This is a genomic window from Sporomusa aerivorans (assembly GCF_041428895.1).
Classification (GTDB): Bacteria; Bacillota; Negativicutes; order Sporomusales; family Sporomusaceae; genus Sporomusa; species Sporomusa aerivorans.
On record NZ_CP156926.1, the window covers coordinates 5,860,380 to 5,873,163 of the forward strand.

The window sequence follows — 12,784 nt, forward strand, 5'->3', positions numbered from 1 at the left end:
ACGAAGTAAATGCCTGTGATAACAGTTCACAACGAACTTCTTGCGCCAAGGGCCCGGCCCTAATGACTGGCGGCAAGCGGTTAGATCTTAACAATAGCGCCTTTCGCCGCTGAACTTGCCAGTTTGGAGTATACACCTAAATAACCGCTCTTAAACTTAGGCTCCGGACGCCGCCACCTTGCGAGCCTTGCCTTGATTTCCTGCTCGGAAAGGTGTAACTGCAACTGGCCTGCGGGGATATCGACGGTAATTGCATCGCCATCCTGAACAATGGCCAAAGGTCCTCCTTCAGCCGCCTCCGGCGAGATATGCCCCACAAAACAGCCATTGTTAGTGCCTGAAAACCGTCCGTCGGTAATTAATGCCGTCTTTTTGGCCAGCCCCATACCATAAAGATACTTCATGGCTTTATACATTTCGCGCATCCCCGGACCGCCTTTGGGACCTTCGTAGCGGATAACAACGACATCGCCTGCTGTAATACAGCCGCTTAATATGGCCTCCTCCGCCGCTTCCTCACAGTCAAGCACCCTTGCGGCTCCGGAGAAAGTGTGCATCCGGGCATCAATCGCAGCCGGCTTGGTTACGGCTGTATCCGGGGCGAGATTTCCTCGTAAGATAGCCAACCCCTTTTGTTTGCTGAACGGTTTATCCAGTGTGGTTATCACGTTACCATCCTGCGGGTATCTGAATGTATAGTCCTGCAGGTTTTGTATTACGGTTTTACCGGTCACAGTAATACAGCCGGTATCAAGCAGTGAACGTATTGCCTGCATGACTCGCGGAATCCCGCCGGCGCGAAAAAAATCCTCCATATCATACTTGGAAGCCGGATTTACCTTGACGATCTGGGGAGTGGACTGGCTGAGCCTGTCATAGGCCGCCATCATTTTTTCAGCCGGGATATTCAGCTCTGCCGCCACCGCCGACAAGTGCAATACCGCATTGGTCGAACCACCGGTAGCCATTAATACCCGGATGGCATTTTCCAGAGCTTGATAAGTTATGATCTGATCGGCGCTTATCCGGCGATTCACCAAAGCTACAATCGCCTGCCCGGTTTGTTCCCCGAGCCTCAGTCTGTCAGCGTAAACCGCCGGTACAAGCGCCGCTCCCGGCAGCGACATTCCCATGGCCTCAGCCATGCAGCACATCGTATTGGCAGTACCGTAAAATGCACAAGAACCGCAGGTTGGACCACAAAGTTCCTCTAACTGGGCATAGGCTGTTTCACCAATTTTTTGGCTTTTAAGCATTCCCAGCGCTTCCGACATTGTTGTTAAATCTGACTTGCGGCCATCAAACTCAATACCGCCGAGCATCGGCCCGCCTGGCAGAAAGATTGCTGGGATTTTAAGCCGGGCTGCCGCCATAAGCATTCCCGGCACAATCTTGTCACAGGATCCAAGCAGCACGATCCCGTCCAAGCGGTGAGCTTCCACCATTACTTCAATATCATTGGCAATTAGATCCCTGGAAGGTAATATGTAATGCATGCCGGCATGGCCCTGAGCAGTCCCGTCACAGGCCCCGATAACGCCAAATTCCGCTACTGCGCCACCTGCCCGGTGTATCCCCTTGCGTACATGCTCCGCTACAATACGCAGGTTGGCATGCCCCGGTACAAGCTCGTTCCATGAATTGGCAATACCGATGAGGGGCCTGGCAAGATCCTCCTCAGAAAACCCTGCTGATTTAAAAACGCTCCGGTTGAAACGCCCTTCCGGTTTACCTAATATATCACCGCTCCGATATTTCATGAGTAAGCAGCTCCTTTTTCCATAACAGTTGTTCGGTATTGTCAAATTTTGTTCGCATGGCATCTTACGCCACCGGTAAAAAATTGGCCTCTCACCGATTTATTACTCATTAATTCTACCAATTGGTTATTCCTTATCTGCAGTAATAACACCGGCGCTTACTAACAGTGTTTTAATTCTTTGCTGCTGCTCATCTGTTAAATCAGCGGCAGGATCTTTTACCGCCGGGACAATAGGCACCCCCATCCGTGCAACCGCTCCTTTGATGGCTGCTACAAAAGGCGCAGACACTTCATACAGATTCATTAATATCGAAATCTTGGCCTGAGCAGCCTCTACCTGCGCCATTTCCTTTGCTTTATAAGCCCTCATAAGATCAGAAAAAACACCGGGAACAACATTAGTCAGGCCACCCAGTATCCCGTCGCCGCCGGCCATTAAATTAGGAATCATATATTCATCAAAGCCGGACAATACACAAAATTCCGGGCGCACTGCCTTCGCAGCCTGAATCAGTTTCCTGGTGTGACTGATATTATCCACGGTATCTTTAATTGCCACTATGTGCGGAAACTCTTTAATGAGCCGGCAGACTAATTCAGGCTCTAAATCGGCAGCAGTCCGCTCAGGAAAATTATACATCATAATTGGCAGCGATGTGCTGCGCGCCACATTAGCATAGTAGCGGTAGATGGCCGTGGAGTTGAGCTTAAAGTAGTACGGCGAGATAACTACTGCGGCATCTGCGCCTGCCTGCTCAGCAAACCTGGTAAATTCGATTACCTCGGCTTGTACTGTTCCGCCTGTACCGATGAGCACCGGCACCCGCTTGTTAACGGTTTTGACCACAAAGGCAGTGAATTCTTGCTTTTCGGCCATGGACATGGCAAAAAACTCGCCAATGCTGCCAAGAAACAGCAAGCCGTTAATTCCATTATCAATCAGCCGCTCAATGACCAGTTTATTGCCTTCGTAGTCAAGCTTCCCGTTCCGGTCAAAAACTGTAATCACCGGTGAAAGAACACCCTTAAACATAACACCGCCTCCAGCTTAGACTATTTAACGCATTGTGCCTGTAAATTGACCTTATTGGTTACCGCGGCGGCAAGCAGACTCGGTGATTGGTTGTAGTGCTTTTTGAAAACACTGCTAAAATAGCTTGCATCCCGAAACCCTACCATCCGCGCAACTTCGGCGACTGTATATTTCCCGCTCAATAACCTTTCCCTAGCTTTCTTCAGTCTAATATTGGTTAAATAAGAGGCATACCCTTCTCCCGCATATTTTTTAAAAATGCGGCAAAAGTAGCCGGCGCTCATAAACAGTTTCTCGGCAAACTGCTCTAACGCAAGATCCTTATGGTAATTATTATTTATATATTCCAATGCCCATTTTACCGCCTGCTCGGCCTGATTTTGCTCCGCTGAGCAAACATAGCTGTTAAGCTTGTCAATCAGGCTGCACAAACATTGTTCTAAATCACTGACCGAAGTTGTATTGGTGAGTTTACTGATAAAACTTTGCCGGACACTATTGGCCTCACTGGTTGAAAGGATGTACTCGGCATATTTATCCACCAGGCTATTGGCTATTTTTATACAGGCGGCATACACGTGTTCCGGCTGCCCCACATTTTGTTTGGCCTCACAAAAAAACTGGCGTGTTACGGTTTTAGCCTTGTCTATCTCCCGTTCAACAAGACAGTCTCGCAGTTGCTGCTGGACGCTGTCACAAATAAATTCCAGACCGCCCTCCGTTACCCTATCAATAACCAAAAGTCCGTGCTGCTGCCAGAACAACCCTGTTTCCCGTTTTCTTTTAGCATTTTTATAATCCCTGCCAATGTCCGCAGGCCTGAGTATCTGACTTATGCCTGCGCAAAAGGTAACGTTATATGCCCTTTCCCAATCCTCCAGCTGACGTTGCAGTTCTTTGTGCAAATCGTAATCCCAGCACTCAAAAATCATAATGATTTCATCGCTAAAACCCGTGATTATAGCCTGACCGCCAAAATGCCCAATACATTCTTCGCGGATATATTCATCAGCGCCAATAGCTGCGGGAGCCTCGGCCGCCGGCCAGCAGGAAAGCGATATAACCGCACTTGGGAGGAAGCTGTCCTTTTTGGCAATGCTGCGCAATAATTGTGCGGCCCGGGGATTAGGCTTATCGCTTTTTAATAATTCAAATAATTTATGTTTTATTACTACCGCTTTATCTTTCTCAATTTGCCGCTCCATACGCCGGAGGCGGTGGCTGGACATCCGCTGATTGAGCGCAGCCGCAATGCCCTTTTTCAGCGTATCAACAAGCTCAGCCGGCTTTATGGGTTTTAATAAATAGCCGGCAACCTGTGTCTGCAGGGCCTGATGCGCATACTCAAATTGGCTGTAGGCAGTCAGAATGTAAATTATTGCATCCCGGTTCTTTTCCCTGATGAGTTTAGCGGCATCCAAGCCATTCCGCATAGGCATGTTAATATCCAAAATAAAAAAATCAGGCTTATAGGCAGCAGCCATTTGCACTGCCTGCTCCCCGTCCTCGGCCTCGCCACAGATCAGAAACGGCAAGTTATATTGCTTTACAATAAAGTGGAGATATTGTCGTACAGCAGGCTCGTCATCCGCAATGAGCATCTTGTACATTTCATTTCCCCCTCACTCAGCCTTAGTTCACATCGAGTCTAAAGCAGCACGGAAAGTCGCGCTAACGTTCCCCCTTCTTGCCTGCGCTCAAGTGTCAGTGTAAAGGTTTCGCCATAATAGTGCCGCAAGCGCAAGAAGATATTTTTGATGCCAATCCCTTGCAAATTAGGTGGATCATAGTCGGCATCAGGCAGATCACGGACGGCCTTGGCAATCGAGTCCGGAATGCCGCAGCCGTTATCCGCAACCTCGATAACCCCGTATATGTCCTGCTTGTAGCCACGGACAAACAGCTTACCCTGATCGCGGACATTCTTAAAGCCATGCAATATGGAATTTTCTATTAAAACCATTATTGTCATAAAAGGAATGCGGACTGCCGATATATCCGGATCTATCTCGATACTTATGTCAAATTTATTAGGGAATCTTTCCTTTTGAATATACAGATAATCTTTGATATAACTTAATTCTTCCTCTATCGTCACCAGTGATTCGGCTTTCCCGAGACTCAAGCGCAATAAATTGGAGAGTGAGTAAGTCAGGGATGCCAGGGTAGCGGCGCCGTCCATTTCCGCGCGCTGGGCAATAGTGCTTAAAGTATTAAACAGGAAATGGGGATTAACCTGCGACTCCAGGAATTTAAGCCGCGCCTGACTTAGGGAGTTATGAAGCCGCGCTTTCATCGCCCGTTCTTCCGACAAACTAACCCGATAACTGCTGATCTCTTTTTCTTTCATAGAGTTAATCATTAGTTGAACAAGCGAGGCACTTACAAGTGATAAGGTTTCAGCCACCGATGTCAGTTGGTTCCGGTTGAAAAACCTTAATTGCAAATACATTTCCTGGGACAAGGCAGTTTTAGGGACATTGGCTGACAGTCTGCCATAGCCGCAGCCTAAATAACCCAGCACTCTATCATTAACGACAATCGGGCTTTGAATGGAAGAAACACCGAATTTACAATGAAACAATTTCAAATCGGGGTATATTTGCGGTGAAGAGGCTGCGCTTAAAATACAATTTCCCGAGCGTTCCTGCCGGCAAACTCTGCAGATATCCGGCAGATTTCTGCTGTCTGTCAGGAAATTGCCCGAAACATCAATTAAGGTTACTGTCATATCCACAGTTTGCGCGAATTTTTCGGCGATGGCATCCAAATTAATTACTTTAGCCACTTCGTTTAATTCAATGTCGCTGCCTGTTGTAACTTCCTTTAGCGGCCGGGGAATTGAGTACACTATGCTTAAAAAGGATGCCGGCTCAGCAGAATTATTTAGCAGCTGGTGTTTACTCCCCTCTCGGATATAGCCGATTTTTCCTGCGGCCAGTTCGATAAGCCGGCTATCGCACCAGTGCAGGGTTTGACCGTTGAGTCCGATCATAATTTCAAGATAACCGGAATGAATATGCTGGCGTTGCTCTGCCCCGGGATATACGGTGGCCACCGACACGATCGGCTGCGTTTCCCTATTATCCGGATCGAGCTGCAACCAGTGCTGTTCACCCCAGTCGAAATGCTGGCCGTCCAGGATATCTAATTGCAACATATCTTTTATTTTGTTAATAACCTCTTCTGTCATTGCAGCTACCCCGCGTCTCTTGCTAAATTCCCTATGCTATAAATTACCGCTCCCTTTTAAGAAATCCTCCTGGCGCTTTTATAATTTTCAGATCAATTCAAAAACACAATTCTCCTTATCAGCTTTTGGTGCTTACGCCTTGAGTAAGGCGTTACTTCTTTTGCACCTGTTTTAGGATAGGTAACGTGTTGGCCCCCTGCGGCATTACCGTGTAGGTAGGTTTATCGGTCCCGCACTTTTCCCGCGCCAGCCGGAGCGCTTCCTCCATAGAAGCAGCAGGCATCATGCCGGTTTTGCCGACAAACTCTGCATTGTCCGCTTTGGTTACCAGAATGTAGGTTGCATACTCACTGCACTCTGCTTCTTTTAGAGCCACCCAGCCCGGAATGCCGAATTGCTCCCGTAACGCTTTTTCCATCGACAGCTTATCTGCAAACAGAAACCAGCGGGAAAACTCCTGTGGTTCAGCGATATCCGCACATTCACTTAAAACAATTACCACACCGTTCTGCTTAACGGCGTAATAAGCGTTATCCATGGTCTTACCTGTCTGATACAGATTTATATCTTTAGGAAAGCCGCCGGCGCTAGCAATAACAATATCGGCCTGTTGATCAATCTCTACCCCGTACAGCTGATCAACCAGCTTACAGCCTTCCTGCCAGGCCGAGATCCAGTTCCCGGCGAAAATACCGGCAAATTCCCCGTCCGGTGTAGGCACCATGTTGATAATAAAGTCAGGCTGGACAAAGCCTGCCACTTCCATCATATCTTCGTGCAGATCATTTCCCTTTGTCTTGCGGGATGCCGCATTTGGATTGGAGCCCGCTCCTTCCTCAAGTCCCAGCCCCCACAAATGATTCTGCCGGATGGTTTTTATCGAACTTATCCCGGGTATGATACTTTTGCGTCCGCCACCAAAGCCAGCCATATAATGATAGATAATGCCGCCGGTCAGAATGAGCCGGTCCGCTTGCGCGGCTATTTTATTTATGTAGACCTCTGTACCGCGGCCTGTCTTGCCGTAATAGACCATATTTTCAAAATCCCAGGCATCATGATTTACTACTTTTACGCGCCGGCAAATTTCCTGGCCACATAGCTGAATAAACTCTTGTTCGGTATTTTTTCGATGGCCGCCTACTGCGATAATGATTGTAATATTTTCATCCGGCACACCGGCCTCATTAAGAGTGGTCAATACCTCCGGCAATACCAGCATCATCTGCTGCCAGCCCCGCGTAATATCACTGACGGCAATCGCGACTGTTTCACCTGGCTTTACAATTTCGCTGAGCGGGGGGGAATCGACCGGTTTGGCCAAAGCAGACTTGACAGCTTGTGGAATATTAGGAACTGGCGGATATTCCCCGCCTGTAATTTCGTATAACAATTGTTCCTCAGGTATTGAAAAATTGACTTCCTCAGATCCGTATTTCAGTGTAAAACTTCTCATCATCACCCTTCCCTTCTATAACAAATGCAAATATTATGACTATTTCCCAGTACCCCATTGACATCCTGCCAAATCTTTTGAACGGTATCATGAAACTATTGACAGCTGTTCCGAAGACCGAAAGGGCTGGAGGTTTTCCCGAGCCCTTCGCTGTCTGCTATGCACTCATATTGGTTTTTAACGATTCGGCCGCAGCTTCCCGCGATGGAATTGCCAGCACCGAGATAGTCCCCAGGATAGCGAAGGAAGCTAAGAAATACATGCCCAAAGTAGTCGATCCGGATAAGTCTTTCAGAAAACCGACCATATACGGACCGAAAAATCCGCCCAGGTTGCCAACCGAATTGATAATGGCTATGCCTACTGCCGCGGTGGCTTCCGACAGATACAGATTCGGCAGTGTCCAGAATGTGCCGACAAAGGAGTAGATGGCAGCCTGGCTTATGCATAAGAGCAGCATTGATACCACCAGATTATCGGTCATGGTTAAGCCAATCAGACCGAAGAAAGCCAGACCGATCGGCAAGGCAGTGTGATACCGACGTTCCTGAGCGGCATCCGAACGTCTGGCAACATACACCATGACGACGATTGCGCACATATACGGAATAGTGGAGATCAGACCGATATTGGACAGGCTCATGGCCTTGGCCAGGTTTTTCAATATTTGCGGCATCCACATTCCCAGACCATAGAGAGCAAGAACATAACAAAGATAACAGAAAGACAAGTGCCATACGCGGCTGTTTTTAAACACTTCCCACTTATTGGCTACTTTTACTTTTAACTGTTTGGCCACATGCTCGCGCTCCAATTCTGCTATAAGCCACTGCTTCTCCTCCTCGGTCAGAAACTTGGCCTGATCGGGTCTGTCAACCATGGTAAACAGGGTAACAACGCCCAGGATTACAGCAGGCAGTCCCTCTAAAATAAACATCCAGCGCCAGCCGGTCATTCCCATCCAGGTCACGTTTTCCATAATCCAGGAGGATATAGGACCGACAATGATGTTAGCCAGCGCCATTCCGCACATAAACAGCGACATGGTTTTAGCAAAATGCTTAGTTGGGAACCAAAAAGTAAAGTAGAGCACAATACAAGGATAAAAACCGGCTTCAGCGGCCCCTAGAAGCGCCCGTAAGATAGCAACATGAGTAATGTTTTGGGCATAAGCCAGGAAAACGGTCACCAGGCCCCAACTGACAAGAATTCTGGCAATCCATTTGCGCGCCCCTACTTTGTGCATAATTACATTACTGGGGACTTCAAAAAAGAAATAAGAAATAAAGAAGATTCCTGCGAGCATGCCAAACATGCTCGCGCTTATTCCCAAATCTTTATTCATTTGCAGCGCGGCAAAGCCGATATTAACCCGGTCCAGCATGGCTACGATGTACAGCAGCATAACATAGGGCACAAGGTGCCACCGTATTTTACGCATAAGCTGATTTTCGCGCTCTTCGCTAAAAGTGATATTTGCCAATGATTACACCTCCAAATTTAATTCCTGTTTTGGATTTCGAACACTGCTGCCGGCTATTTGTTTGACGATCACCTCCGTACTTCAAAATCTATCATTCCGGTTAAAGGAAACCAGTTTACGCAATACCACAAAAATTCAGTCTTTTTTAATCGATAGAACCTGCCTCCTTGTCAAATCTGATCACAGATTCGACCCTTTTTCTTGAATATTTGTACTATTGTTTGCAGTCCTGGAGTTTATTTTGCTTTTAGGTTGGGCAGGACCATCGCCGGAGCGGATTGGCCCTGCCCTGACAACAGCCTATTTTCCCAGGGCTGTTAAGAATTCTTTTACTTCCTCGTCATTCATTTTATAGGCATGCTCTGTATCAATGGGGAATTGCCCCTGTCTTACTTCCCGGGTGTATTCTTCGAAGGCTTTTACTAAAACCTCACCAACATTAGCATATTTCTTAACGAATTTCGGTGTAAAGTTATCGTACATACCTACCATATCGGCATAAATCAACAGTTGTCCATGCGTGTAGGAACCGGCGCCAATTCCCAGGATGGGGATACCTGCCTTTTCGGTAATGGCTTTGCCTACGGCCGGCGGCACACCTTCCACCAGGATGCTAAAGGCTCCCGCTTCCTCAATTACCCTAGCCTGATCCACGATTTTCATGGCGGCAGCCGCACTGCGACCCTGAGCCTTATAGCCGCCGATTTGCCCCATGAACTGCGGTGTTAAACCAATATGGCCCATTACTAAAATACCGGCTTGTTGAATGGCTCTGACCCGACTGGCAATCATTTCGCCGCCGCCCTCCAGCTTGATGCAGTCGACCAGCGCTTCTTTTACCAGCCGGCCGGCATTGGCTACCGCTTCCTCATCTGATTTCTGGTAAGACATGTAAGGCATATCGCCGACAATAAATGTGTTTGGCGCGCCGCGCCGCACTGCCTGGCAGTGACGAACCATGTCGTCCATGGTGACCGGGAAGGTAGTATCATACCCCAGGGATACCATGCCCAGCGAGTCTCCGACCAGTATCATATCTACGCCGGCTTTTTCCTGCATTTTGGCGGTAAGATAATCGTAAGCTGTTAAGTATACGATTTTTTCGCCTTTTTCCACCATTTGTGTAAAATCATTGATTGTTTTCTTTGCCATGCTAACACCTCTTTTTATAATAATAAATTAATACAAGCGTTTTAAATTTTCATCATTTATGGTAAAGCAATGTTTTTCTTCCGGGAAAGTTCCGTCATCAATCTCTTTGCACCAGGTATCAAATACTTCAACCATTTGCGGTCCCATTTGCGCATATTGCTTAACAAATTTAGGCACAAACTTATCAAATATACCTACCAGATCATAAGCATTGAGATTGTGGCCGTTGCAATCTTTACCGCCGCCAACACTGATGGTTGCACATTTAACCCGCTCGGTAATAAGCTTACATAATCCGGCAGGCATACATTCCAGCACCATGGCAAATACACCGGCATTATCGATGGCAATCGCATCCTGCAGCAGTTTCTCGGCAGCTTCGGCATTTTTGCCCTGGACTTTAAAACCGCCCATCATGGCAGCTGTTTGCGGGGTCAGGCCGATATGCCCCATGACGGGAACGCCGGCGTCTACTACGGCTTTAACTGTGTCGGCAATTTTACTACCGCCTTCCATCTTTACACAATCCGCGCCGGCTTTTAAGAGTGTTCCGGCATTGCGAATGGCTTCATCCCGATTAATCTGGTAAGACATAAAGGGCATATCACCGACGACAAAGGTATTTGGCGCACCCCGGCGGACTAGTTTGAGGTGGTACAGTATATCCTCAATGTTTACGGGAATGGTACCGTCATGGCCCTGAATTACCATGCCGAGAGAGTCGCCAACCAAAATAAGTTCGGCGGCGGAACGGTCAACGAGATTGGCCATGGGATAATCATACACGGTAATCATTTTGAATTTCTTGCCATTGGTTTTGGTTTCGAGAATCTCGGGAATTGTTATTTTGGTTTTTGCCATAAATATTTCTCCTCCTTTGTGTAGCCCTTATTTAAAAACGGCACCGGCCATGGCGGATGATACTATCTTGGCGTAGCGCTCCAAATAGCTGCCCTTAATTACATGGTCCTGCTTGACTGGTTGCCAGACGGCTTTACGCCGCGCCAGTTCCTCATCATTAACATGCAGCTGGATGGTGCCTTTGGTTATATCAATTTCAATTATGTCGCCCTCTTCAATAAGAGCAATGGGTCCTCCCTCCGCCGCTTCAGGCGAAACATGGCCGACCGCTGCTCCCGCCGTAGCCCCGGAAAAACGCCCGTCGGTTACCAGGGCAACTTCTTTTGATAACCCCATGCCGACAATAGCGGCCGTAGCCGTGAGCATTTCTCGCATGCCCGGACCGCCTTTGGGTCCTTCGTATCTTATTACCACTACATCTCCCGGTTTGATTTGCCCGCCATATATGGCGGCAACCGCCGGCTCTTCCTGGTTAAAGATCCTGGCCAGGCCTTGATGATGATACATCTCCGGCACGACAGCCGCGCTCTTGCATACCGAACCTTCCGGGGCCAGGTTACCGTATAAGAGCTGTAAGCCGCCTTTCGCCGAGTAAGGATTATCCATAGGCCTTATGACATTGCTGTTTATCACTGTGGCATCCTTTACATTCTCTGCCACAGTTTGGCCTGTCACGGTCAAAGCATCGTTATGCAAAAGCCCATGCCGGCATAATTGGTTCATAACCGCTCTTATGCCGCCGGCATAATGTACATCAGCCGGGTAGTGGCCATTATTGGCAGGCTTTATTTTTACAAGATGAGGAACTTTTTGGGCCAGTTCGGCAAAACAATGGATATCAAAATCAATATCCGCCGTTTTAGCCAGGGCTGTCAAATGCAAAATAGTATTCGTAGAACCGCCGATTGCCAAGTCAACGGTAATTGTGTTTTCAATAGCTTCTTTCGTAACAATCTGGCGGGGTAAAATCGACTTCTTGTACAGCTCCATAATCTTCATACCAGTCTGTTTTGCCAATGCCAGCCTTCTGCCGGTTCCCGCCAGGCAGGTGGAACCCGGCAAACACATCCCCAGCGCTTCAGTCAGAAAATTCATGGTGTTGGCAGTTCCCAGGAGGTTACAGGCGCCACAGCCCGGCAATGCATCTCTTTCTCGCTTTGACAATTCTTCCCGGGTAATAATCCCTCTGGCAACATCCCCCTGCGCAGCCATCAAGTCTGTATAGCCGATTTCCTGGCCATCAACACAGCCGGTGGCCATCGGGCCGCCGCTGATCATGATTGCCGGAATGTTAAGGCGTACTGCCGCCATCAAAAGACCTGGGGTAATTTTATCGCAGTTGGTTATTAAGACCATGGCATCATACTGATGACCGTTTACCATGCATTCGACTGAATCACAGATCAACTCCCTGCTGGCCAGCGGATAATGCATACCGTAATTTCCCTGAGCTATACCGTCGCAGATGCCAATTGTCGGAAACTCAATCGGCGTTCCTCCGGCTGCGATTACTCCTTCCCGCACGGCTTTCGCTATGCTGTCTAAATGCAGATGGCCAGGCATTGTTTCGTTTTGAGTATTAACAATAGCCACCAATGGCTTATCCAGATCCTCCGGGAGATGACCCATCGAATAATACAGCGCACGGTGCGTAGACCGTTCTAATCCGCGTGTAGTAATATGACTTCTCATGAATGTAGTGCCCCTTTCGTTTACTTGCTCTATAATACCTACGCCAGGCCTGTCGTAAGTCTAAACGATCATGCTGTAATATTCCGATAAATTAGGCTTTTTACCTTCTGAATTTTTTGACATCTCCATTAGGAATCTTGTCATCATTCTCC

The 12,784-nt window shown here is 48.0% G+C and carries 9 protein-coding genes; all 9 read right to left on the minus strand.

Annotation, left to right across the window (positions count from 1 at the left end; all coding sequences use genetic code 11):
* Nucleotides 1–80: 80 nt before the first annotated feature.
* Nucleotides 81–1,760 carry a dihydroxy-acid dehydratase gene (ilvD, locus tag SATMO3_RS27815; RefSeq protein ID WP_371374031.1) on the minus strand — a complete coding sequence of 560 codons (1,680 nt, stop codon included), beginning with the start codon at nucleotides 1,758–1,760 and terminating at the stop codon, nucleotides 81–83.
* Between the two features lie 126 nt (nucleotides 1,761–1,886).
* Nucleotides 1,887–2,795, minus strand: a complete 909-nt coding sequence (locus tag SATMO3_RS27820) for a dihydrodipicolinate synthase family protein (protein ID WP_371374033.1) — start codon at nucleotides 2,793–2,795, stop codon at nucleotides 1,887–1,889.
* A 20-nt stretch (nucleotides 2,796–2,815) separates the two neighbouring features.
* Nucleotides 2,816–4,405, minus strand: a complete 1,590-nt coding sequence (locus tag SATMO3_RS27825) for a response regulator (protein ID WP_371374035.1) — start codon at nucleotides 4,403–4,405, stop codon at nucleotides 2,816–2,818.
* Nucleotides 4,406–4,443: 38 nt separating this feature from the next.
* Nucleotides 4,444–5,988, minus strand: coding sequence for a histidine kinase (locus SATMO3_RS27830; RefSeq protein ID WP_371374038.1), 1,545 nt, complete (start codon nucleotides 5,986–5,988; stop codon nucleotides 4,444–4,446).
* 151 nt (nucleotides 5,989–6,139) lie between these two features.
* Entirely contained in the window at nucleotides 6,140–7,447 is a 1,308-nt protein-coding gene (gene larA, locus SATMO3_RS27835) for a nickel-dependent lactate racemase (protein WP_371374042.1), read from the minus strand.
* 154 nt (nucleotides 7,448–7,601) lie between these two features.
* Complete coding sequence (locus SATMO3_RS27840) at nucleotides 7,602–8,927, minus strand: MFS transporter (RefSeq protein WP_371374046.1); 1,326 nt, start codon at nucleotides 8,925–8,927, stop codon at nucleotides 7,602–7,604.
* Between the two features lie 300 nt (nucleotides 8,928–9,227).
* Nucleotides 9,228–10,079 carry a 3-methyl-2-oxobutanoate hydroxymethyltransferase gene (gene panB, locus SATMO3_RS27845; protein ID WP_371374049.1) on the minus strand — a complete coding sequence of 284 codons (852 nt, stop codon included), beginning with the start codon at nucleotides 10,077–10,079 and terminating at the stop codon, nucleotides 9,228–9,230.
* A 27-nt stretch (nucleotides 10,080–10,106) separates the two neighbouring features.
* Nucleotides 10,107–10,940: a 3-methyl-2-oxobutanoate hydroxymethyltransferase gene (gene panB, locus SATMO3_RS27850; RefSeq protein ID WP_371374052.1), complete on the minus strand. Its 834-nt coding sequence runs from the start codon at nucleotides 10,938–10,940 to the stop codon at nucleotides 10,107–10,109.
* A 27-nt stretch (nucleotides 10,941–10,967) separates the two neighbouring features.
* Nucleotides 10,968–12,632, minus strand: a complete 1,665-nt coding sequence (gene ilvD, locus SATMO3_RS27855) for a dihydroxy-acid dehydratase (protein ID WP_371374055.1) — start codon at nucleotides 12,630–12,632, stop codon at nucleotides 10,968–10,970.
* Nucleotides 12,633–12,784 lie beyond the last annotated feature (152 nt).